We start from the raw sequence: 23,361 nt of genomic DNA on the forward strand, positions 1-23,361 counted from the left end.
CTTTTTCGCTCTCACTTCACTACCCTCTTCCTCCAAATAATATCCACGTTACAAAGCGGTTCAAGTTAAGCACCTTTACAATGACGTAACTGATCGTAAAGACAGCCGTCAAATTGAACAGCAATATTCCCGTCGTTTCAAAAAAGCCCGCCTCCACGCTGACTTGGCGGGATACGAATAACTCGACGAGCAAATGGATCAAATAAACGCTGAAGCTCGCTGCGGAGACGGAGCTTACTATCTTTTTCACCTTGTCGTTCATTTTTCGGTTCATCGCGCTGTCCCTTTCCTTAAAGAAAAGAAACAGGCCAACCGCCATAAAAAAGCTCGTTACGGAATAATTGCCGTAAAACGTTTCATCGAGCGAGCCTTTTATGGTCGATACCCAGTACGTCAGGACGGGAGCCAAGAAAAAGGACAAAATGCCCAAATTGTAAGCGATATGCTTCACTCTGGCAGGAAGCTCGTAATGGAATAAGTAATAGCCCAATATAAAATAGCCAAGATACCCTTCAAATAGCGGGATTTTAAAGATAGGGTAAGAAGGGTATCCCTTCAGCAAAATGAAGATGACGTCCGAATAAAGGCGATATCCAATACTTACGATCATCCACATGAGCACGAAATATCGCAATTCCTTTTCACCCAAAGTCTTCACAAGCTTAGAAATAAGCGGAACTGTCATATAAATGGCAATAATGGCGTAAAGAAACCATAAATGAACATAGTTCCGGTCAAGCAGCAGCTTCACGCCGAAATCGGCGATAAATTGCAAAGCGTTCATATCCGATTTCAGAAAATAATATTGCATATACAAACCGTAAATAAGCGACCAAGCCAGCAAAGCGATGACGAGCGGCAAAATCCTCTTTTTGTAAAACTCTTTGATCGACTTCACTTCCGTGCGAAGAATCATCGCCCCGCTTATCATAAAAAACACGGGCACCGCAAACCGGCATACCGAATTGAACACGTTGCTGACCCACCATGAGGTCGTCGAAAAATCATTCGTTCGAGTCAGCAATGCCGCGGTAAGATGCAAGGTGATAACCGCAACAATGGAAAGAATCCGAAGCAAATCAATATAAATAAATCTTTGGCGGGCCGTACCGCTGCTCATAAAAAGACTCCCCTCTTTTATCTGACGCTTGCCGTTGTATTGCTTCCGATCGAGGCTGCACCTTTACGCTCGACGAAGCCCCAGCCGTTGTCATTGTCGAAATATTTAAAGGTACCAACGATATTGATATAGAGCAGAACGAGCCGGTAAGTGACCAATTCCGCTTGGCTGAACACCAACATTTTGACATATTCCCAAAAGGAAAAGTGACTGCCGTATTTTTTGCACAGAATGAAAGATATGCCGATTTGCAGCGCATTGATGAGAACGGTAATAAGAAGCAACAGAAAAGCCGTCACAATATTGCTGCCGGAAAACAAAGCGTCGATTAAATGGAAAATAGTCGTAAAAGCCGTGAGCGTCCCCAGTACAAAGCCGTCAATGGCGAAAAAGACGCTGATTCCGAGGCCGAATCTTCTCGACAGCTTGGACCAATAAATGAGGATGCAGTCGACAAACGCCTTCTGCCAGCGAATCCGCTGCTTGTAGAAATTTTTCATATCTTCCGGGCATTCGGTATAGCATACAGCCTCCGGCGCATAGACCAGCCGCTTTTTCAGCTTATTGGCTTTGATATACTCGTGAATTTTGAGCGTAATGTCGATATCTTCGCCTACAGTGCTGCGGAAGCCGTTCACTTCAAACATCAGTTCTTTGTAGAACGCGCCGAACGCTCCTGAAATAACGACGATGGAGTTAAACGCGGATTGGGTCAGCTTGCGGACATAGAAGCTGTGGATGTAGCTAATCATTTGGCTTTTGACAATGCCTTTGCCCGTAAACGTCTCGCGAATGACGCCGTTTTCCCGCTTGGCGCCCTGTACAATTTTGACTGTTCCGCCAAGCGCGACGATGGACGGATCGTGGAAGTACTGATTCACATATTTGAGCGAATCCACCTCCAGCATGCTGTCGGCATCCAGCGTAATGACAATTTCCGTACTGGCGTAATCGATGCCTGCATTTAGGGAGTCGGCTTTGCCGCCGTTCATTTTGTCGAGTACATAGATGTGAGGGTATAACTGAGATTGGTAAAAGCCTTTAATACGCTTGTATTTCAGCCTGCCGCTCGGCTTGCGGTAGTTGACGCGAAGGTCAAGCAATTGCTGCAGCTTGCCGAAAGTCCCGTCTTTGGACCCGTCGTTTACTATAATGATTTCAAAGTTGCTGTAATGAAGCCCGTCCATTGCATCCAGACAGTTTTGAATCGTGCGTTCCTCATTGTAGGCGGGAACTAGAACCGAAAGTGATTTCTCCTCCAGGGTCGCGTCAAGCTTCTTCACCCTGCTGTATAGTAGAGGGACAACCGTGTACAGCGCTTGAAAGATCATAAAGCTGACGGTTGTTAAATACAGCACAATATACATTGTTATTCACTCCTTCCTGGTTACGGGAGCATTCGTGTAGGAAGGTTAGACTGGGCAATTCGCCAGCTCGAGCCAATATCAGCCTATTGCAAGAAGTCATTTCCCTAGTAACCAATAATTGTTTTGGTTCTAATACCCTATCCCAACGGAAATCATCTGTAAAATCGGATTTTGAAGTAAGAAAACGGTAACATAGGGTTGTTTTATGAAAATCCTCGGTTTTTTTGCATTTTTCGCTGCTCTCATTAATCATTCGTGAATTTTTATATCATTTTTTGGCGTAAGGAATGGTGACATTAAAGGGAGATTTTTGAAAGAGGAATGGAACCCTGATTAGGAGAAAATTCCCCCTTGAAACGGTGCTGTGAGCGGAGTCGATCCTTCCTTATATATTTGTAAAATGATGTTAAAACCCTCTTTTTTAAAATACAATATTCTTGTACTTACCTCAATTTCAGCTAAGTTTCTCTTCTTTTCGAGGTGCAAACCAAAATTTTTCGTCCTCTATTGGCAAGTGCTCTCCATTGTAGTACAATTAACTTGTACCTTCGAAGGCTTTAGGCTCAGTTGGCGATTATGCATCACTTGTGGAGGAGATCAACTTGTTCAGAGCAGACCGATTAACGGAACGTAGAAAGCTAAATAAGCTCACGCAAGAGCAGCTCGCCCACAAAGTCAATTTGACCAAGGCCGCTATCAGCAATTATGAGCAAGGCAGAAGCGCCCCGCCCCACGAAACGTTGGCGGCACTGGTGGACGCCTTGCATACAAACGCCGACTATTTACTTGATCTTTCGGACTCTCCCGAGGCGGTCGGTACGAACCGGCCAGCACCAGCTCCTCAGAGGAACGGCGCTTCTCAGGGCAGTAATCCCGAAAACGGCTTATATATCGCCTATCTAGGCGGCCCGCCAGAAGAAATGAATGAGGAAGAAGCCGAGCATTTGAAGAGGGAACTCGAAATGTTTCGCGCATTTAAAGAAAAGAGGCGCAAGGAACGCGAAGCCGCTCCTATCCGCCATAATGAATAAAACCCGAATGGGTTTTATTTTTGGAACAAAAACCGAACGTACATTCTTATTTCAAGGAGGATCATATGGAACTGCTGGACTTTGATCTGTACCGTTGCACGGATATGGAGCGATGGATTGAGGAGAAATACGAGGCAAACGGCATTTATTTTCCCGGCGATCTGGAAGATTTGGACCGAATAGCTTCCCTCTTCGGCACTCATATCGCTTACACAGAAGGCGATACAAAGGTAATGTACGATGAGGACGGCGACAGCCTGATCTTTTTGAACATTCATTTGGAGGAGCATGAGCAGAGGCTCGCCTTTTTCCATGAGCTGAGCCATCTGGCTCTCCATTCCGGAGATCAGCGGAAACTTCCCGCCTCTTTCGTTCATTTGCAGGAAACGCAGGCCGCCCATTTTCAACAGTACAGCGCCATGCCGATCCATATGCTTAGGGAGTTTGCCTCGCTCCAGCACCAGCCTCATTATGCCCGTTTAATAGCTGGAGCCTTCGGCGTGCCGGTCGCTTTCGCAGAGGCTCGTTTGGAACGAATTGCAAGAGTCATCCGGCAGGAGCGATCCGATCGGAATTTACGAACCAAATTAACCTCCCTGTCGGCGAGAGCGTGCCATCCTGAATATTCCGATGCGACTAAGCGGCTGCTTGCTCAATTGAACCGCCAAACATCTGTCCCAAAAAAGGAGGTCAATCGTGTATGAGACAAGCCGTATTTTATGAAATGGACGGCGAGACGGGAATCCAGCTTCCTGTCTGGCTGATGCTGGACGACATTGGCGGGGAACAATGGAACTCTGCCCTTTACATTTTATTTGAGGCTCCGTTTGAGCGGTTTCTATTTCATGAGCTTGATCAAGATGTAATGGCCCTATCGGTGCCGGACCATGTTTATGTCAAGGATAGGGACAATCCCTTTGCGATCGGCATTCACATGCCGGCATTGAAATCTTATGCCAACAGAATGATGGCCGCTTCCGACGATTATTACAGTGAAGCGGATTTGTCCCGCCTAATGCTTCGCATATCGGATATTGAGGATATTCTTCAACTCGATGTTCGCGCGCAGCTAAGCTGGGAGACTGCACAAACCGATTAGCCGACCGCTTTCAGCCCAACTACCGAAAAAATGACGCCTACTATACAAAACATTCTAACCCAGCTTTTCGACTCTTTAAAAAAGACCATTCCCACAATAGCGGCGCCAACCGTACCGATTCCTGTCCACGCCGCATAAGCCGTTGCCAGCGGTATGGTTTGCATCGCGCCCATCAAAAATTTAAAGCTTATAATGAAACCTCCAAATAAAATTAAATTGTTGATCCAATTATTCTTTTCAGCTACCCGCTTAATTCCGATAACGCCGACGACTTCGAACAATCCTGCAACGATAAGAAAAAACCAACCCATTACGCGTCCCTCCTTTTGCCGGTAAGCTTAAGTCCAATGATGCATACCAGCAACAGCAATATAAAAACAATTCGCAAAGGGCTGATTCGCTCTGTGGACATCACCATTTCCACAGCTGTCGTTCCAAGCGTGCCTATGCCGGCAAACACTGCATATACCGTCCCGACAGGCAAAGTTTTGGTTGCGCGAATAATCAGGTCAAAGCTGACAATCAAAGAGATCAGCACAAAGAAGACTGGAATGGATTCATATTTAAGTCCGCTTGCCCAAACAATTTCCAGCGCTCCCCCCACCATAACGTAAATCCATGCCCGGGATTCGCTAATCGGTTTATATGCCACCGGATTTCTCCTCCTCTGTCTGCCGCAAATAGCGATCTACAATGAGATCGACGTAAGCCATCACCTCTTCATCGAGTGCAAACACTTTGCTCTCTCCCCCCGCCTCGGGACGAATGAGTGTCCAATATTTTGCGATAAGCTCCTCGTCCCCCTCGAACCATTCCCAAGCCACTTCAGCAAACTGCCTCCCAAGCTCAATTTGCTCCTCCTCCGACGGAGAATGATTCATTTGCGCCTTGGCTGTACGAATAAGCGTTGCCCACTTCATCGTTCGAGGATCATCCGAGCTTAAATCCGGAAGCTTTTTCAAAATGGCGATTTCCCGCTCCGTAAAAAGCTCCGCACTGAACGAACTCCGTACACCCGGCTGAGATTGAATAGCTCTTATAAAAAGAAAAATATGTTCCGGCTCAATATCGCCATTCATCTCCAAAGCATATTTTGCGTTTAGCAGCAGTCTCTCCATTTCGTCAAGCCGATTTCTTTCATTAGCGATAGCGGAGAGCTCTACATTCAGGAAGGACTGCCATTTCCCTTCTTTCGTGCTGTCTCCTGACGCGATCAGCTCTTTTATGGAAGAAAGAGTAAATCCCAGCTCTTTCAAAGCTGTAATATGGCGCAGCAATCCGACTTCCTCATTGGAGTAGTAACGATAACCGGAATCGGAAATTTTGGCCGGTTTCAGCAGCCCGCGCTCATCGTAATAACGCAAAGTGCGAATTGAAATATTTGTTTTTTTCGACATTTGACCGATGGTATACATGTTTGGCTCCCCCTTCCATTTCATTATAAAGTCTCCAGTATACGTGAGAGTCAATGCTCTTTTTCGATTTTTAATATAAAAATGAGCCTTGACCCGCATAGTTCAGCCCTCAATAGGGAAGGAATGAAGGGAACATTTAATGAAAAGGAGCATGCCTGTATGTCGCAAAAAACGCCCCTTCCCGTTTATCCGGAATCCCCTTGGATTGCCTCGATGGAGTCAATGCCTTCCTTTCCCAAGCTGTCTGGCGATGTATCTGTCGATGTCGCTGTAATCGGAGGTGGCATCTCTGGCATCACCACTGCTTACTTGCTCGCCCAGGCGGGGCTAAAGGTCGCTCTTCTGGAAGCAGGCAAGCTGCTTCATGGAACAACAGGCCATACGACGGCGAAAATTACCGCTCAACACGATCTGGTTTACGACGAGCTTATTCGTCAGGAAGGCATGGAAAAAGCCCAGCTTTATTATGGGGCTAACAAAGCTGGGCTTGATTTTATCCAACAAACGGTTGACCGGCATAACATCGAATGCACACTTTCGGTTCAAGACGCTTTTGTATATGCCCATTCAGATCAGTATTTGACGAAGCTGCAAGAGGAATTGTCCGCCTATGAGAAGCTTGGCATCCCCGGTGAATTTGTAGATCGTATCCCTCTTCCTATCCCTGCGAAGGGCGCGCTTAAAATGAGGGGCCAAGCTCAATTTCACCCTGTCCGTTATTTGGAGGCTCTTGTTAAACAAGCAGCTCATAACGGCTGTCAGTTCTACGAGCATACAACAGCAGTGGATATAGAAAAGGGCTCATATCCCAAAGTCGTCACTTCGGACGGACATACTCTCACCTGCCAACATGTCGCCATTTGCACGCATTTCCCTTTCTATGACGGGTTTGGCTTCTTTTTCGCCCGGATGCATGCAGAACGGTCTTACGCCCTTGGGATAAAGAATAGCCTCCCTTACCCTGGCGGCATGTATCTCAGCGCAGAGGAGCCGAAAAGGTCGATTCGCAGCGCAGCGTTGCCGGACGGCTCGGAGATGATCATTATAGGCGGACAAAATCATAAAACCGGCCAAGGTATTTGCACGATTAACCACTATGAGGAATTGCAAAGATATGCCGGCCAGCATTTCGAAGTACAGGATATTGTGTACCGTTGGTCCGCTCAGGATCTGGTTACCGGCGATAAGCTGCCTTATATCGGACGCTTAACCGATTCGTCCCCTAATTTATATGTGGCCACCGGGTACAAAAAGTGGGGGATGACTACGGGGACAACTGCCGCCATGCTCATTTCCGATCTCATTATGGAGAAGCAGACGCCATATGAAAACCTTTTTGCGCCATCGCGTTCCCTCTCCTTAAAAACACTCAAAAATTTAGTCGTCGACAATTTTGACGTTGCCAAACATCTTGTCGGAGGCAAGCTTCAAATGGTGTACCGCAGGCCGGACGATCTTGCTCTGGATGAGGGAGCAGCCGTCACCCTGCACGGCCGTCGTGCCGGAGGGTACCGCGACAAAGAAGGCAAGCTGCATCTGGTCGATACAACATGCACCCATATGGGATGCGAGGTGGAATGGAACGACGGCGAGAGGACATGGGATTGCCCTTGCCACGGCTCCAGATTTTCATATTCGGGCGAGGTTTTGGAAGGCCCTGCGGAGAAGCCGCTTAAGTCGCTCGCGCCCCCCTCTAAATAAATGCAAATGAAAAGCCCTGTCTAACTAAGCTGAACGGCGATTCTCTTCATCGCCAAATGTTCTTCTTCGTTAGACAGGGGTTCTTATTTTAAAAATCTATTTTTTCCGCTTGGACTTCGTTATTTTGCTTAGCGGCGACGAAATGGAATTCGATTCTTCTTCCCATTGTTCCGTTACTACAGGCCCCACTGTGTCAGGCTCCGTGTCCTCCGCCAAAGTCGTGACCTCCATATGAGAGCCGCCTGATGCCTCCGGCGCTGTTTCCCCTCTCTCCTCTGCCAAAATGGCGGCCAGCTCTTCCTCCATCTTCGCCGCCAACCGATCGACGTCGAGTTCAGCCAACAGATTCTCTGCTTCTTTATGCTGCTCGGTGAGTGGATAATAGGTCGCCAGCAAAGCAATAACCGCTCCCAGCGCCTCCAAATCCGCGCCGTCAAAATACAATTGCGCGAGCTGCAGCAAAGTGTCTGCTTCTACCTTTTCATTGGGAGCGGGTATTTCCGTTTCCACCGCAGCGGCTGCGCCAGCTAAATCAACTTCCCCCTCGGGGACGATTTGAATCGTTTCTTCACTGTTTGAAACGGCTGCCGCATCCTCCTCTCCAAGAAGCTTTGCCTTCAGTTTTGCATTTTCTTCCTTCAAATTTTCAATCTGCTGAAGCAGCTTTTCATTTGTGTATTGAAGCTCGGTAAATTCCGCCGATTTTTTCCCGCCGCCGATCAAGGCGCATCCGGAAGTCAGTGCGAGTATAGTAAGCAATACAATTGCCGTTTTCCATGTTTTAATCGTCATGAGGCGCCCCCTTTTCCCTAACATTACCATATCCTAGTTGTACAGTCTATGAAAATAGTCCTTGTCGTAGAGACTTCCGTTCTATTTTTAATTTATAATTCGACATTTAATTTCAAATATTTACAATATGGCTCGGCGCTCCGCTCTTTAAGCAAGCTTTGCTATATTCGAAACGCCGCATAGTTATGACGACGCTCCGACCCGCATACCTATGTATTAAACCATTGCGCAGCCCGAAAGCTTTTTCCACCGTTATAATGCTATTTTTCCGCTCGTATATGGGCTATTAGTCATCACACTGCTACATACATCTCGCGTATGCGGCACCGCCCTCTTGAAGGCCGACATCTTAAGTGAACTTGCGAAAAGAGGTGAGCTTCCTTATGTTTTTAAGGCAAAACAAACTTCAAATCGAGCTTCCCCCTTCTCCTTATGCGGATGCCAATGCAGCCGCGGCCGTTCAGGAGCTGCTGGGAGGAAAGTTTGGAGAAATGTCAACGCTAAACAACTATATGTACCAATCTTTTAACTTCAGGGGCAAAAAGAAACTGAAGCCGTTTTACGACCTCGTATCCAGCATTACGGCAGAGGAGTTCGGCCATGTCGAGCTTGTAGCGACCGCGATCAATCTTGTGCTGACCGGGACGACAACAGGCGGTGCGCCAGACACCACACCGCTGAAAGAGGGCGTTAACAAACGGAACAGCTACTTTTTTATCGGCACGGCGCAGACGGCTTTGGCCGGGGATTCCATGGGCAGGCCATGGGCCGGGGACTATGTGTTCAACAGTGGAAACCTTGTGCTGGATTTGCTCCACAATTTCTTTTTGGAATGCGGGGCAAGAACGCACAAAATGAGAGTCTATGAAATGACCGACCATCCGACCGCAAGAGCTATGATCGGATATTTGCTCGTAAGAGGCGGAGTTCATGTGCTTGCATATGCCAAAGCTTTGGAAATCGCTACGGGCGTCGATATTAAAAAGCTCATTCCGATCCCCGATTTAAGCAATAATCAATTCGAGGCCACCCGTAAGTTTGAAGCGATGGGGCTCGGCAACAAACTATATACGTTCAGTCCTAACGACTACAAAGATATCGCGCTCATATGGAACGGACAAAATCCGCAGACGGGGGCGCAACTGGAAGTGATTCAAGGCTCTCCGGAAGGGGCCCCTGTCCCGGATCTAAACGAGCTTCCCGATGAATTCGCTCCCGGCATTTCGCATGAAGATTTTTTGGAGATTGCGGCGAGGCTGAAAAAAAACGCAGGATTGTAGCCCGTCTCCACACATTAGCAACATCCATTAACGCGAAGACCTCCGGACAAACGTTTTTAAGCGAATTCCCGAGGGCTTCGCGCCTCTCCGCCTTTCCCAAGTCTTATGGTATACTGGGAGCAACATTTTGCGGTGCGGACGAGGGTGAGCTCAATTCAACTACTGGCAATGTTTACGATGTTAATGGATCATATCGGCGCTGTTTGGTTTCAAGACAATCCGGCTTGGCGCATTATCGGAAGGTTGGCTTTGCCCTTTTATATTTTTGCGCTGGTGACCGGCTACACTCGAACCCGAAATATGCAACGTTATCTGATACGCATAGCCCTGCTCGCCGCGGTCTCCCAGCTTCCTTTTCAAATGGCTTTGCAATCCCAGCAAATCAACATTATCGCAACATTGTTTGTCAGCTTGGCCGTGCTGCTTCTGCTTGACCGATTGAAAGGGAATCGTCCGGCACAACTTGCTTTGACCGCCGCAGCAGCCGTCTTTTTGGAAGTGCTGCCGTTCGACTATGGCGCTTACGCTCTTCTATTGGCGCTGGTTTATCGGTATGCGGCTCCAAAATGGACCGTCCTTCTGCACACTGCTCTAAACGTAGCCGTCCTTTTTTACAAAGGCTGGTTTTTGCAAATGTTCAGCTTGTTCTCTACTCTGTGGCTCGTCTATTTTCCTGATTTTATAAAAGGTTTGGATGCCATCCGCATTCCCCGCTGGATTTGGCGCAGCTTCTATCCTTTGCATCTGGCTGTGCTCGCTCTACTGCACCGCTTCATATAACCATCGTGACTATACTTGGTTCACCGCTTAATATAAACATCGCAGCTATGTTTGCTTTGTGCCCAGTTGCGCAAGCAAAGACTTGAGCTCCTGCTCGCATTGCTCAGTCGTCTCCCAAGCGTTCTCGTCATTCAGCAGCTTGCGGGCAAAAGCTTTCACTTCCGGCTCCAAAATAAGCTCCTCTTCCCAGCTTCGTTCTTCCGCATCGTCCGGGGGAGTATAACCCGCATACATCGCAAACAGAAACAGATGGCCCAGCCCAAACCAGTCGCTTGCAATGTTCGCGCTTCGCATTCGACGCTTTATGGCTGCACCGTACATTGCGCCGCTGTCTTCTCCAAGCGCTAGGCGCAAATCGTTCGGCAGCTCCTCGCCGATTCCGCAAGCGAGCCCGAGATCAATTAAATAGACGGCGCCATTGCGAATGAGTACGTTTGGAATGCGCACATCCCGGTGGACATAGCCGCGTTCATGAAGATAGCGGAGCGGTTCAAGCAGCGCTTCAAGCAGTTTTAAGGCTTGCTCGGCCGTATAGGTTTCATTTTGCTCATAAATAACCTGCTCCAAGTTATACCCTTCTATATACTCCATAATTAGCGCTTCATCCCGGTTGCGCTTGCCATAATGCAGCCACTTTGGAATTTGCGGATGGTCCAGCGTCCCCATCAGCTCGCTTTCCCTGCGCAGCAACGCGATGCCTGTTTTGCCTTTGCTCGGTTTGTTGCGCTTCAGCAGCACAAGCTCGTTTGACGCTTGATCCAAGCATAGATAAGCTTGGCCGTAGCTGCCCATGCCCAGCATCTTCTCGATGCGGTATCGTCCCTGCCATACCGTTCCCGGCTGCAACGGATAATCCCGCCAATTGTTTATCATTTCAGCGCATCTATGCGCAAGCTTTTTCCACATTCATGCATCAGCTCCTAACCTAAGCTTACAAGCGCCAGGCCCTTCCTGTCGAGTTAGCGGAAATGGCGGATCGATTAGAAACCTCCAGCTTGATTTAACGTATACATATTCAACGCCATACATTTTCACCATTCCTTGAGGGAGGTTTCCGCATGTTAAAGCGTATTTTATATTCACTAACAGGAAAACACGGCTATCGCCATTACAGCAGCAGCGATTTCAAAAAAATGAGACACGGCTATCACCACTTAAGCAGCAGCGATTTCAAAAAAGGACATTACCCGCCGCCGCCATATCCACATAACCAGCATCCGCCTTACCCGAATCAACACGGTCAACATCCGGGGCAACCACCATATCCAAATGGCCAATACCCACCGCCGCCTTATCCAAATCAACACGGTCAGCATCCGGGTCAGCCGCCTTATCCAAATCAAAATGGCCAATACCCGCCACCGCCGTATCCGAACCATCCGCCGCAATACAATCATCAATACGGTCACGGATACTATAAGAAAAAATGGAAGTACAGCAGTAGCTCCTAAGCCGTTATGAAACTTGTTAGGAAAGTATGAATAAAACAAACATTATCCTGACGACAGTTTCATAAGGGGCTAAAATGTTCACGGTAAAATGGGAAAAACGCAACCGGAGGTGAATGGTACGATGATGCGAATCGTTACCTTCAAAAATCGTTCCGTCCCTGTCTATTATCCGACCGAACAATCCGCATCCGTAGAACTGCTTCATCATAAATTGTCCGAGCTGGAACTGAACTTTGATTTTAGGAAAAAGTGGAAACGAATCAAATCGGTAGAAATGGTGCGCGACGTCGCCATCTTTCAATATAACGACGGCACGAAGCTGTACCTGGAAGTCAGCTAACAGGAAACAAAATCAAAACCGGCCACAAGGCATAAAGCCTAGGCCGGTTTTGTTGTTTTCGGTATCGCTTTATGACAGGCTGGGAGTACGAAACATCGTTGTGTCAATTTTGGTAGGCTCCATAGGCTGGCCAAATAGAAAGCCTTGAACATAATCGCAGCCCCATTGCTTCAGCAGCTCGTATTGTTCTATGAACTCTACGCCCTCTGCGGTCACTTCCAGACCAAGCTTCTGAACTAAAGAGACAATCGCCTCTACAATATGTCTTTCCGCGCTTTGTCTGTCAATTTGTTTCACAAATGATTTATCTATTTTTAAACCATGGATAGGCAGTTGCTTTAAATTGCTAATTGAGGAATAACCCGTGCCAAAGTCGTCCAGCACAATTCGAAAACCTGCTGCGCGTAAACGAGTGAGGGCTGATAAGGATAAGTCTGAGGAGTGAATCATGATGTGTTCCGTTATTTCCAGCTCAATCGAATGTGGCTGTAGGCCATATTCCCGCACAACGTTCAGAACCATTCCCGGAAAACGGGGGTCGATCAACTGAACCGGCGATATATTAATCGACATGGTGAGTTGTTGCGATCCGTACTGCGTAAGTCCCGCCAGCATTTTGCAAGCTTCTCTAAGCACCCACTCTCCGATAGGCACCATTAATCCGTTATGCTCGGCAATCGGAATAAATTCTCCTGGCGAGATATTGCCCAGTTCCGGATGCTTCCAGCGAATCAGCGCCTCAAAGCCTTTAATACGGCCGTCTGACAATCGATAAGAGGGCAAATAGCTCAAATAAAATTGACCACGGGACAAGGCCGGGCGAAGCGCGCTCTCAACCGCTATTCTTCTGTTCATCCGAAGCGTATCTTCCTTGTTATAAAAGAGCACCCGATTGCCTCCGTTTTCTTTGGTTTGGTGCAAAGCCGACTCAGACCGGCATATCAATTGCTCGCTTGTATAACCGTCCTGCGGAAACAAGCTTGCTCCGATGCTGGACGTTAAATACAGCTCTTTTCCGTCGTCTGAAATCGGCTGTTCGACCGCATATTTAATGGCCTCTACCATCCGCCAATCGTTCGAAGTCTCTTGTCCTACTTCCATAATAGCGAGAAATGTATTGCCTTCTATTCTAGAGATCGCTGAATTTGCCGCCTCCGACAGCGCTCTGCCCGCTGCAGCCAGCCGTTTTGCAATCATAATGAGCGCATAATTGCCAAATTCCGTTCCTTTTGCCTCATTAACCCGATAAAACCGATCGACATCTACCAAAGCCACCAGCAATCGCTTACCTGCCAAACGAGCGTTGGCAATAGCCATTTCCAACTGTTTAAATGCGTCTTTGCGCCCAGGTAAATCGATTGTCCCTTTCATGTGAAGTTCCCCTCTCCTAAAATATCGTTCCTAAGGTTTAATCCAATAGTCGCATAGAATTATTAGAAAAATGCCGGATAGACTTTTAGGAGATTGTTAGATATTTTAACCAGATGGGGGGAAACCCCGCTCCAACGAAAAAACGCCCCGCTAGAGCGGGACGCCAATTTGATAGATTCATGCAATAGACACGCTAGTTCGCGCTCTGTGCCGTGTACTTGTATCCAAAACCCCAGACGGTACGAATCAGCCTAGGCTCCTTCGGGTTTTGCTCGATTTTTTTGCGGAGGTTGACGATGTGTACATCGATGGCCCGATCCGTCACAAAAGAATCGAAGCCTCTGATTGCATTAATGAGTTCTTCGCGACTAAACACTTTGCCGGGATGTCCGAGAAACAGCTTCATGAGCTCATATTCAGAAAAAGTCGTTTCTACCAATTGCCCTCGAACGAGAAGCAATCGCCTCTCTACGTCCAGTTGAATAGGCTCCACTTCTTCCACCGCTATTGCAGCAGCCGTTTGAGAGACCGCTTCACCAATGACGGTATGGGAACGTCGAATAAGCGCCTCGACCCTGGCGGTCAACTCGTGCATGCTGAAGGGCTTGCATAAATAATCGTCGGCCCCCGTCTTAAGCGCTTGCACGCGTTCGGACACTTCACTCTTCATAGACAAGATCATGATGGGCACCTTTGAGTAGCAGCGAATTTGGGCGCATACCTCAATGCCGTCCATATCGGGCAGCATGAGATCGAGAAGAACGAGATGCGGGTTGAACTCCGTCGCAAGCTTCAATCCCTCGTCTCCGCGATAAGCCTGCTTCACTGCATACCCTTCTTCCGTCAGGTACATGGATAGCATGTTGCTCATCATGACGTCATCTTCAATAACCAGAACTTTATGCATTGGCGTCACCCTTTAATAAATTGAAGATTTCTGTCGATTATATGTAGTAACTCTACTATACAATACGGAAACATTAGGAACAACAGATTGTTAGAAAAATGTTAGATTTTATTGTCGAAGCTTTGTTCGCGCTTCTTGAAGACCCGTGAGCAGCTTAGCTAATTCTTTTTCCAAATGGGCCAGTGCGAGCTGCAATTCTTTCGAATCGGGCTCGGTCCCCTTTAAAAGGGTATTCACCTCGCCTGCGGCTTCGACAAGCTCATAAGCGGACAAATACCCGCCAGCTCCTTTGAGCGTATGGATCATACGCAGCGCCGTGTCCATTTCGGCTTGCTTCAGCATCATTCGAAATTGGTCCATAAATGATTCATAGTCCATTCGGAACTGCTCGATCATATGAAGCAAAATCGCTTTTTTGCCGTTTACCCGCTCCAGCGCGCTCTCCACATCCATTCCAGGAATATCAGCAAGGCCATTCGCGCCCGCTCTGAACAAACCTCCAGGGAGCAACTCCGTTCCCCGGCCGTCCGCCCCTTCGCTTAAGTTCCGCCTAGGCAGCTTGCTCGATTTATCGAGCCAATAATCCAGCACCTCTTGCAGCTGATCGCTCGACAGCGGTTTCGTCACTACGTCGTTCATGCCAAGGCTCATATAATGCTCATGATCCTTCTTCACCACATTAGCGGTAACGGCAATGATCGGGATATGATCGAACTCCGGCTTGCTTCTAATGATCCGCGCCGCATCCGTGCCATCCATTACAGGCATATGGATATCCATCATAATGAGGTCCCAAGCGTCCACTTCCATCATCCGCAGCACTTCTTCGCCATTTTCCGCAATGCTGGCTTCGTATCCTCTTTCCTTTAACATTTCAACGGCCACCAACTGATTGATCTTGTTGTCTTCCGCCAGCAATATTTTTTTACTACCGCTTCCCTGCTCCTGAGACGGCTCCGGCTGCTTGCTGTGTGGCTGAGCCGATTGCTGGGTGATGACGCTCCTCTTGCGGAAAGCCTCCCCAAGCACGCGGACAATGGCCGAATTTGTTACCGGTTTCGTCAATATGGCAATCGGGCGTTCATCCGGCGGAAGCTGCTGCAATTCATCTCGTCCATAAGTCGTGGTAAGTGCGATGATTTGAGCTCCAGCTTGCTCCGCCTCGCTGCTGAAAGCTCTCCATGTATCGATGCCATACATATCCGGCATTTCCATGTCCATCAGCAGCAACTGGGGCAGCACTCCCTGCCCCACTCTGCGGAGCTTTTCAGTTGCCCCTTGCCAGCTGTCGAAAGTGATGGCAGACAAGCCTAAAGACTCGAACAAATAACTCCAATGGTCGCGCATTTTGACATCGTCTTCTACAATCCACACATTGCCCTCGCCGGCTAGAAGCGGGACAGCAGCTTCGGAATTTTGCCAATTGGGATCGGCGGCAAACGCAAGAGTGAAATAGAAACGGCTGCCGACTCCTTCTTCGCTGGTCACATTCAACTTTCCGCCCATCAGCTCGACCAAGCTTTTGGAAATAACGAGCCCCAGACCTGTTCCGCCATACTTGCGCGTAGTCGAGCTGTCCGCCTGCATAAAAGGTTTAAACAGCTTGTCCATCAGCTCTTTGCTCATGCCGATTCCTGTATCCGCAATAAGGAAACGGAGCTTAACCATGTCAGCCGACTCTTCCAACAGTTCCAGCTCTAGCTTCACATGACCTTGCGGAGTAAATTTTATGGCGTTCATACACAGGTTAAGCAGCACTTGCTCCAGCCGAAGGGCGTCCCCATACAGCAAGGACGGCAACCGATCCGGCGTTTTGATCATAAATTCGAACTGCTCTTTGCCGCCCAGAAAGACGCTGAGCCCGTTGGCAATCCGATGCAATAGCTCCTCCGGCTGGAACGGCAGCCGCTCCATTTCCACTTTTCCCGCCTCGATCTTCGAAATGTCGAGCACATCGTTAATGATGCGCAGCAAAGACTCCGAGGACATCATCATTTTATCCAAGTAATCCTTCTGGATAACCGACAATTCCGTCTTGAGCATCAGCTGCGTCAAGCCGATAATGCCGTTGAGCGGCGTTCTGACTTCATGGCTCATAAGCGCCATAAACCGGCTCTTGGCTTTGTTCGCTTCCTCCGCCGCAAGCGTTGCGCGGACCAGTTCCTCTTGAACTAGCTTTTGTTCCGAAATGTCCCTTGCTATACACGAAAAAAACATTTCGCCCGTATGTGATTCCACATGTGCCACTACAACCATCGATACAAACAACGGCTCGCCATTTACTTTAAGCAATTGAGCGCCGCTTTCCCAATACCCGTATTCCTTCGCGAGCTCGGCGCCTTTCAGCAACTGCTCGTACATCTGGGGTTCGACATACCTCTCTACGACAGATTCTTCTTCTCCCGCATGAACAAGGCCTAACATCTCTTTGCCGGCTCGGTTCATATAAATGATTTTGCCCTCCATATCGACGGAGGCGATTAAATCTTTGCCGGACTCTACAATATCGAGCAGCCGATTGCGCGTTTTTTCCACATGCTTCTTGTCCGAAATATCTCTAACCATGCCAACGACGCCCGAAAAATTGCCGCTTCTATCCCGTAGTCCGTTCGAACTGTGCAGCGTCGGGATGCGGGTTCCGTTTTTATGAACGAAGGTCCATTCCCGCTCGTAGGAAAATCTATGGTTTCGCAGCTCCTTGAACACTTCCAGTCCCGGTTGTACCTTCCTTCCAAGCTCGGCGGACAGATGCTCCGCCTCCAATCTGATCTCTTCCAAATCCATAAATAGAAGCGGCGTAGCATGACCCACGAGCTCTTCCGTTTTGTAACCAAGCATTTTTTCTGCGGCAACGTTTAAATAGGTAACCCGGTATTGATTATCAAGCACGATAAATCCATATTGGTTTTGATTGATGATGGCGTTCAGCCGGTCGAACAAATCTTGCAAATGCTCCATCATCCCATTAACGGAATGAGCTAGCTGACCAATCTCATCATACTGGGACGTATCGAGATGTTTGGCCTGAAATTGACCCGCTGCCGCCTGCTCAGTCACAGACAAAATGTTTTCCAGCCGCTTCACAATCCGTTCGAAATAAAGATAAAACAATACACTGATAATGAGCTCGGATACCGCGATCGTCGCAACGATTTTCCAGAGAATCGGCAATAACGCTTTCTCCAGCTTTGATACCGGCTCCTGCAGCGCAATTCTCCAAGGCGTCCCTGACACCTTAGCGTAAAAAACGATGTGCGGCTCGCCATCCACCTTTACCTTTACATTTCCTTCTTTGTAGCTCAATATCTCCTCTGCGACGGTGCTTAGAACAGGGTCCCCCTGGAGGGAAGAAAGGGGTTCTTGCTCAGGGTCCGATCTATAAATAATGCTCCCTTTATCGTTATAAAAACGAACGGGCGAGCTGGCGTCGCCAAAATCAAGAAATCGGTCAAATGCGGAAAAAGGGATGGACGCGTAGATGACACCTTCGATCTCCGTTCCAATGCCATATACAGGCACAACAATAAAGGTTTGCTCCATAACGGAGAACCCCGGCTTGTAAGGATCTGTTATCGTTAATTCACCATTAATAGCGGATTGGAAAAAGGACTCCGCCCTCATGTCGCGTGGAGGGCCATCGCTTCGAAAAGCCATTCCGTCCTTCCCGATAAAGCCCAGCGCATGATAAGTGAAGCCGCTGCGAACCAGCTCTCTTTCAAAATAGTCCAGTCTTTCTTTGTTAGTGCCAAAGCGGATCACGGAAGTTCTGCTCATGACCAGCACTTCCGCACGCCGAATGTCCATCCAGGCGGCAATATTGCCGGCTTGGGTGTTTTGCTTGCTGCCGATCTTATCGATTTCGGTGCGAAGCATCGCATCCCTCACGGCGGAATAACTTCCGAAGCCGGCCAGAAGCAAGGGAATAAACGAAATGATCACGATGAGAATCAATCCTTTTGTTCTAAGCGACATCCTGTTCATCGCGCTTTCCCTCCAACCGTACATGCGCACCTGCGCTGACTGGCTTTATTTGGCTGCCTATCATTTCTATCGTTCGAACATTATCTGGCTATTTTATCATCCAGTTTCAAATGCGGGCTGTTGACCAGCGTATCCTGGAAAAACTGCTGGTGTTCCACAACCAGCCTCTCCCAAGCACGAATGCATCTAGGATCAAAGTGCCTTCCGCTTTCATTCAGCAAGATCGACATCGCCTCATCTTGGGACATCGCCTGACGGTAAGAACGGGAAGAAGTAAGCGCATCGTAAACGTCGGCAACCGCCGTAATACGTGCGACAAGCGGGATATCTTCTCCCGAGAGCCGGTCGGGATAGCCGCTTCCGTTCCACTTTTCATGATGGGAGCGAATAACCGCGAGCTCCTCGACCATAAAGCCGAGCCTTTTGCAAACATCAAAGCCGGAGACGGGATGCGACTCGATAATGGCCCGCTCCTCGTCGTTTAATTTGCCCGGTTTGTTTAGTATTCCGTCCGGAATATACAGCTTGCCGATGTCGTGGACAAGCCCTCCTTGCGCGATGGCTCGAAGCTGGGAGGAAGAGAGTCCCATCTCTTCTCCAAGTTTAAGCGCATAAAGTGCGACCCTGTAATTATGTCCAGCCGTATAGGAATCTTTGGCTTCTGTGGCGAGTACAAGGTCCCGAACGCTTGGAGAAATATATGTATTGATCCAGTCTTCGGGATTTGCCCGAAAAAGCATTTTGATAGATGAGGTGATCGAGCCTGTACTTAAATGCTCCCGGATAATGCCATACACCATGACGATAACCGATGCCAGCAGCAAGAAATGATATAACCACCAGCTTGCCATCCACGGCTCGCCTGTCACCATAATAATTTGAGCGACGAGCATCCAGCCGGTGCTATAGACGATAGCGAGTTGGAGCGGAAATTTAGAAACCATGTACGTCTGCATATTTCGGTACATCGTCCAGCCGTTCAGTACAAAAATGACGGCGGTCGTGACCCATTTGCTCATATCGCCCTTTAAATGGAGCAAATTTACAAAATCGGGGTTCAACCACAAAAACAAGCCAAAAGCCAGCATCATCACAGACCAAACCGGAAGCAGCCATTTCTGTTTAAGAGAAAGCCATCTAACCAGCTTATGATCGGCAGAAATGGAGCACAGCCACAACCAAAACGCGGACATCAGTACGCTTAATTGCGCAACGTTGCCGGAAATCGAGGAATGGTGCATCAAAAAGCCGGGCGTCGACAGACCGTGCAAAGTAAACATCGCCGCCAATGAAACGTAGGATAGAGATAAAAAGCTGACCTTTATGTTCCGAATCCGGGTCGCAACGAGACCGATGGCAGCCGCTACCGCAAGGGCGAGCACAGCGACTACGCTTACAATGTAAAAATGGCCGTCCGGCGTATGGATTTCCACATCATACGGAGATACCAGAATATAGCCGTAACCGAGCAGCGGCGCCAGCATCAACGCGGCAAGCGTCGCATAAATCTTGGAATGCCTTACCAAAACCGAACCCTCCTTCAATGAAGATCGCCTCTGTCATTAATTGTCGTTGCAGTTACTAATAGTATACTAAAACAATTCAATCGATTCGACATCCTATAAGCTTTTTTTATTTTAGATTAAGGATTTTTTGACGATGATTTGATATAGTAGTTGAAGAATTGCAATTTGAAGGGAGTTTATGGAATGAATAACAAAGAATCGCAGCAGCCGAATGAAAAGCCACAAGATAACGACTCTGCGACAGACAACCGCAATACCACGGAAAACGAACATATCGAGGAACAGGCTCACGATCTTGCCGAGCAACAAGACAGCCAAGAAGAAGCTGGATTGGACAAGCCTGAGAATGAGGAGAGCGATCGCCCCGCGACTGCTGCAACTCCGTATTCCGCTGCTTCAACAGCAGCGATTGGCGCAGCGGCTCCCCCGAAAAAAAGCAGCCTCGGCTGGATTATTCTTTCCGCTCTGCTAGCTGCGGCACTAATCATCGTTCTGGTTATCAAACCGCCATTTGGCGGCAATGAAGCGATTGCTACAGTAAACGGAACGAAAATTACTAAAGATGAGCTGTACGAGAAGCTTGTCAAAGGCAATGGCGAATCCGCTATGGAAAATCTGATTTTGGAGAAGCTTGTAGAGCAGGAAATTAAAGCCGCGAGCATTTCCTTTACAGAAGAAGATATTACGCAGGAAATCGAAATTTTGAAGCTGAACTTCCCTACGATTGACGCTTTTAATGAAGCTCTTGCGCAAAACGGCTTTACAGAAGAAGACTTGCGCGAAGATTTCCGTCTAAGCGCTATGGTCCGCAAAGTGCTTGAGCCAAAATCGACTGTCACCGACGAGGCGGTTCAAGAATACTTTGACGCCAACCAAGGCAAGTTCGGCGGTTCCGACGAGCAGATTCGCGCTTCCCATATCCTTGTGAAAACGAAAGAAGAAGCGGACGCTATTTATGCAGAGTTGAAAGCAGGCAAAGACTTTGCGGAATTGGCCAAAGCCAAGTCGACTGACGGTTCCGCAGAAAAAGGCGGAGACCTGGACTTCTTCGGTAAAGGCGCTATGGTTGCCGAGTTTGAACAAGCTGCGTTTGCCCTTGAAGTCGGTGCAATCAGCGAGCCGGTGAAGAGCGAATTCGGTTACCATATTATCAAAAAAACCGATTATAAAGCAGGCACTCCTGCAAGCGAGGACAAAAAATCTCTTGCCCGCGCCAAGCTGGTGGCAGACGAAGTGAATCAAACGCTTGCTAGTCCATGGCTTGAAGAAATTAAAGCAAAAGCAAAAATTGAAAACACGCTTGCGCCAAAAGAAACAACTCCTGCGAGCGAGCCTCCGGCAGCCGAAGCACCAGCCAGCGAAGTTCCAGCACAATAAACGATTCATCGAAGCCGATAACGGCAAACCTTAACTGGTTGCCCCGTTATCGGCTTTTTACATTTTGCGCCCTATTTCCGCCAATTCCTCCATTGCGCTTGTTTATTGCGACCGTTCATCGCTTTGCCTGAACTCCTCCCTTTACTCTTCAAGGAGATTAAGGCAAAATGAAAAAAACAAAACCAATTTGGAGGTAGCATCATGAGCCAGTATGAAGTTAACCGCTTTGAAGATACCTATACGATCTACGAATTAAAGGAAGCAAACACGTCTTCGCGTGTGCTTGTTTGCCCGGAAAGAGGCGGCATCGTCATTTCGTGCCAATTGCACGGACAAGAGTTATTTTATTTGGACAAGACTACCTTCGAAAACCCGGCGGCCAATATCCGTGGGGGCAACCCTATTCTGTTCCCCATTTGCGGTTCGGTACAAAACTCGGTCTACGAATGGAACGGTCAAACGTACCAAATGGGTCAGCATGGAGTAGCTCGGATTTCTCCTTGGGAAGTTGTCGATACCGCTTCGGAAGGCGAAGCTTCTATTACTCTCCGCCTGCGGGCAAATGAATCGACGCTTAAGGCTTATCCGTTCCAGTTCGAGCTGCTATTTACATATGCCCTTGTCAACGGAGAGCTCCATACCCGCCAGCAGTACCGCAACGCGGGAGAAACGGAAGCTATGCCTTTCTACGCCGGCTTCCACCCGTACTTCGCCATTCAAGGCGAAAAAGACATTGCTTACGAATCAGATGCGACACGCTACTTGGATTTTAACGACAATCTGGAGAAAGCTTATACGGGCCGCATTGATCTCGAAAATCTTGTTGAGTCGGTATGCCTGCTCGATGCAAAACAGAGCGAAATTGCTTTCCCTGTATCGGAGCAAACTAGAGTACGCCTTCGCTATGACGACCTTTTTAAATACGTCGTCATTTGGTCCGTGAAGGACCGTCCGTTTGTATGCGTTGAACCATGGATGGCTAAGCCGCTGGAATTAAACCGCCGCGAGGAGCTCGTATTTGTCCAGCCAGGGGAAAGCATTCATTCCAATCTCATTATTAGCTGCGAATCGTAGAAAAAACGCCGAGAAGTCCATTCGACTTCTCGGCGTTTTTATTTGTTCTTTAGTAGCCTTCTCCTTGGCCTCCGGTAACAATCGCTACACTTGCGCTTGCGCCAATGCGGGTAGCGCCCGAACGAAGCATAAGAAGCGCGGTTTCCAAGTCACGAACTCCGCCGGATGCTTTGACGCCAAGCTCAGGACCCACTGTGCGGCGCATAAGCGCGATATCTTCTGCCGTAGCTCCGCCTTTGCCAAAGCCAGTCGACGTTTTTACGAAATCGGCTCCCGCTCTCACGCAAATTTCACAAGCGGTCACTTTCTCTTCGTCAGTCAACAAGCCCGTTTCCAAAATAACTTTAAGCGCCGCTTTTCCTTTGCAAGCCGCCACTACTCCAGCTACGTCGCGCTCCACGCCTTCCCAATCGCCCGATTTCAACAGGCCGATGTTCAGCACCATGTCAACCTCGGTTGCTCCTTCGGAGATGGCTTGCTCAGCTTCGAACGCTTTGGAAGCGGTCGTCGTCGCCCCAAGCGGGAATCCGACTACTGTCGTAATGCCGACGCCGGAGCCTTGAAGCTCGGTTGCCGCCAGCTTAACCCAACCCGCATTGACGCAAACCGTTGCGAATTGATGCTCTCTTGCTTCCTTGCAAATCTCAATAATATCTGACTTTGTAGCATCCGCTTTCAAAATCGTATGATCGATCATAGAGGCCACTTCGGCCGATGACCAGTTTGTCTTGTTGTCCATTCGTTGTTCC

The 23,361-nt window shown here is 48.4% G+C and carries 22 protein-coding genes; 10 read left to right on the forward strand and 12 right to left on the reverse strand.

Translation table 11 applies throughout. The annotated features are described in order from the left end of the window. Window positions 1-19: 19 nt before the first annotated feature. Both ACFQZE_RS16185 and ACFQZE_RS16190 read right to left on the reverse strand, forming a co-directional pair. On the reverse strand, window positions 20-1,120 hold the full coding sequence (locus ACFQZE_RS16185; RefSeq protein ID WP_379358799.1) for an acyltransferase: 1,101 nt from the start codon (window positions 1,118-1,120) through the stop codon (window positions 20-22). A 17-nt stretch (window positions 1,121-1,137) separates the two neighbouring features. Beyond that, window positions 1,138-2,487 (reverse strand): glycosyltransferase family 2 protein, encoded by a 1,350-nt coding sequence (locus ACFQZE_RS16190; protein WP_379358801.1) that lies wholly within the window; start codon window positions 2,485-2,487, stop codon window positions 1,138-1,140. 602 nt (window positions 2,488-3,089) lie between these two features. Between ACFQZE_RS16190 and ACFQZE_RS16195 the strand changes: the two genes are divergently transcribed. From ACFQZE_RS16195 to ACFQZE_RS16205, 3 genes are all read left to right on the forward strand, one after another. After that, a complete protein-coding gene (locus ACFQZE_RS16195; protein ID WP_379358803.1) occupies window positions 3,090-3,518 on the forward strand; it encodes a helix-turn-helix domain-containing protein in 429 nt (142 codons plus the stop codon). 65 nt (window positions 3,519-3,583) lie between these two features. Next, window positions 3,584-4,222, forward strand: a complete 639-nt coding sequence (locus tag ACFQZE_RS16200) for an ImmA/IrrE family metallo-endopeptidase (protein WP_379358805.1) — start codon at window positions 3,584-3,586, stop codon at window positions 4,220-4,222. Beyond that, on the forward strand, window positions 4,219-4,617 hold the full coding sequence (locus ACFQZE_RS16205; protein WP_379358807.1) for a hypothetical protein: 399 nt from the start codon (window positions 4,219-4,221) through the stop codon (window positions 4,615-4,617). Before ACFQZE_RS16200 ends, ACFQZE_RS16205 begins: the two co-directional genes overlap by 4 nt. Here the strand turns inward: ACFQZE_RS16205 and ACFQZE_RS16210 are convergent. Genes ACFQZE_RS16210 through ACFQZE_RS16220 form a run of 3 tightly spaced genes read right to left on the reverse strand, consistent with a single transcriptional unit; the run spans window position 4,614 to window position 6,032 of the window. Then, window positions 4,614-4,928, reverse strand: coding sequence for a DMT family transporter (locus tag ACFQZE_RS16210; protein ID WP_379358809.1), 315 nt, complete (start codon window positions 4,926-4,928; stop codon window positions 4,614-4,616). The two genes, ACFQZE_RS16205 and ACFQZE_RS16210, sit on opposite strands and share 4 nt — an antisense overlap. Continuing rightward, window positions 4,928-5,269 (reverse strand): DMT family transporter, encoded by a 342-nt coding sequence (locus ACFQZE_RS16215; RefSeq protein ID WP_379358811.1) that lies wholly within the window; start codon window positions 5,267-5,269, stop codon window positions 4,928-4,930. Before ACFQZE_RS16215 ends, ACFQZE_RS16210 begins: the two co-directional genes overlap by 1 nt. Further along, complete coding sequence (locus tag ACFQZE_RS16220; RefSeq protein WP_379358813.1) at window positions 5,259-6,032, reverse strand: MerR family transcriptional regulator; 774 nt, start codon at window positions 6,030-6,032, stop codon at window positions 5,259-5,261. The genes ACFQZE_RS16215 and ACFQZE_RS16220 overlap by 11 nt, the downstream gene beginning before the upstream one ends. Window positions 6,033-6,191: 159 nt before the next feature. On the opposite strand from ACFQZE_RS16220, the gene ACFQZE_RS16225 reads away from it, so the two are divergent. Next, complete coding sequence (locus ACFQZE_RS16225) at window positions 6,192-7,733, forward strand: FAD-dependent oxidoreductase (RefSeq protein ID WP_379358815.1); 1,542 nt, start codon at window positions 6,192-6,194, stop codon at window positions 7,731-7,733. Between the two features lie 96 nt (window positions 7,734-7,829). Here ACFQZE_RS16225 and ACFQZE_RS16230 read toward each other — a convergent pair whose 3' ends face one another. Beyond that, window positions 7,830-8,525 carry a hypothetical protein gene (locus tag ACFQZE_RS16230; protein WP_379358817.1) on the reverse strand — a complete coding sequence of 232 codons (696 nt, stop codon included), beginning with the start codon at window positions 8,523-8,525 and terminating at the stop codon, window positions 7,830-7,832. Between the two features lie 383 nt (window positions 8,526-8,908). Here ACFQZE_RS16230 and ACFQZE_RS16235 point away from each other — a divergent pair, with 383 nt between their 5' ends. Next, window positions 8,909-9,805 (forward strand): manganese catalase family protein, encoded by an 897-nt coding sequence (locus ACFQZE_RS16235; protein WP_379358819.1) that lies wholly within the window; start codon window positions 8,909-8,911, stop codon window positions 9,803-9,805. Window positions 9,806-9,937: 132 nt separating this feature from the next. Beyond that, window positions 9,938-10,585, forward strand: a complete 648-nt coding sequence (locus tag ACFQZE_RS16240; protein ID WP_379358821.1) for a TraX family protein — start codon at window positions 9,938-9,940, stop codon at window positions 10,583-10,585. 45 nt (window positions 10,586-10,630) lie between these two features. Here the strand turns inward: ACFQZE_RS16240 and ACFQZE_RS16245 are convergent, their stop codons facing one another. After that, entirely contained in the window at window positions 10,631-11,491 is an 861-nt protein-coding gene (locus tag ACFQZE_RS16245; RefSeq protein ID WP_379358823.1) for a serine/threonine protein kinase, read from the reverse strand. 152 nt (window positions 11,492-11,643) lie between these two features. Here ACFQZE_RS16245 and ACFQZE_RS16250 point away from each other — a divergent pair, with 152 nt between their 5' ends. Both ACFQZE_RS16250 and ACFQZE_RS16255 read left to right on the forward strand, forming a co-directional pair. Next, complete coding sequence (locus tag ACFQZE_RS16250) at window positions 11,644-12,036, forward strand: hypothetical protein (protein ID WP_379358825.1); 393 nt, start codon at window positions 11,644-11,646, stop codon at window positions 12,034-12,036. Between the two features lie 121 nt (window positions 12,037-12,157). Then, entirely contained in the window at window positions 12,158-12,376 is a 219-nt protein-coding gene (locus tag ACFQZE_RS16255; RefSeq protein ID WP_379358827.1) for a hypothetical protein, read from the forward strand. 69 nt (window positions 12,377-12,445) lie between these two features. Here ACFQZE_RS16255 and ACFQZE_RS16260 read toward each other — a convergent pair whose 3' ends face one another. From ACFQZE_RS16260 to ACFQZE_RS16275, 4 genes are all read right to left on the reverse strand, one after another. Next, window positions 12,446-13,747 carry a putative bifunctional diguanylate cyclase/phosphodiesterase gene (locus tag ACFQZE_RS16260; protein ID WP_379358829.1) on the reverse strand — a complete coding sequence of 434 codons (1,302 nt, stop codon included), beginning with the start codon at window positions 13,745-13,747 and terminating at the stop codon, window positions 12,446-12,448. A 193-nt stretch (window positions 13,748-13,940) separates the two neighbouring features. Further along, complete coding sequence (locus tag ACFQZE_RS16265; RefSeq protein WP_379358831.1) at window positions 13,941-14,654, reverse strand: response regulator transcription factor; 714 nt, start codon at window positions 14,652-14,654, stop codon at window positions 13,941-13,943. Window positions 14,655-14,762: 108 nt separating this feature from the next. Then, entirely contained in the window at window positions 14,763-18,635 is a 3,873-nt protein-coding gene (locus ACFQZE_RS16270; RefSeq protein ID WP_379358833.1) for a response regulator, read from the reverse strand. 80 nt (window positions 18,636-18,715) lie between these two features. Further along, window positions 18,716-20,161 carry an HD-GYP domain-containing protein gene (locus tag ACFQZE_RS16275; protein WP_379358835.1) on the reverse strand — a complete coding sequence of 482 codons (1,446 nt, stop codon included), beginning with the start codon at window positions 20,159-20,161 and terminating at the stop codon, window positions 18,716-18,718. 183 nt (window positions 20,162-20,344) lie between these two features. Between ACFQZE_RS16275 and ACFQZE_RS16280 the strand changes: the two genes are divergently transcribed. Both ACFQZE_RS16280 and ACFQZE_RS16285 read left to right on the forward strand, forming a co-directional pair. Beyond that, window positions 20,345-21,538 carry a peptidylprolyl isomerase gene (locus ACFQZE_RS16280; protein ID WP_379358837.1) on the forward strand — a complete coding sequence of 398 codons (1,194 nt, stop codon included), beginning with the start codon at window positions 20,345-20,347 and terminating at the stop codon, window positions 21,536-21,538. Between the two features lie 201 nt (window positions 21,539-21,739). Further along, window positions 21,740-22,612: an aldose epimerase family protein gene (locus ACFQZE_RS16285; RefSeq protein ID WP_379358839.1), complete on the forward strand. Its 873-nt coding sequence runs from the start codon at window positions 21,740-21,742 to the stop codon at window positions 22,610-22,612. 49 nt (window positions 22,613-22,661) lie between these two features. Here the strand turns inward: ACFQZE_RS16285 and deoC are convergent, their stop codons facing one another. After that, complete coding sequence (gene deoC / locus ACFQZE_RS16290) at window positions 22,662-23,351, reverse strand: deoxyribose-phosphate aldolase (RefSeq protein WP_379358841.1); 690 nt, start codon at window positions 23,349-23,351, stop codon at window positions 22,662-22,664. Window positions 23,352-23,361 lie beyond the last annotated feature (10 nt).

Source organism: Paenibacillus sp. GCM10027627, assembly GCF_042675505.1.
Lineage (GTDB): Bacteria > Bacillota > Bacilli > Paenibacillales > Paenibacillaceae > Pristimantibacillus.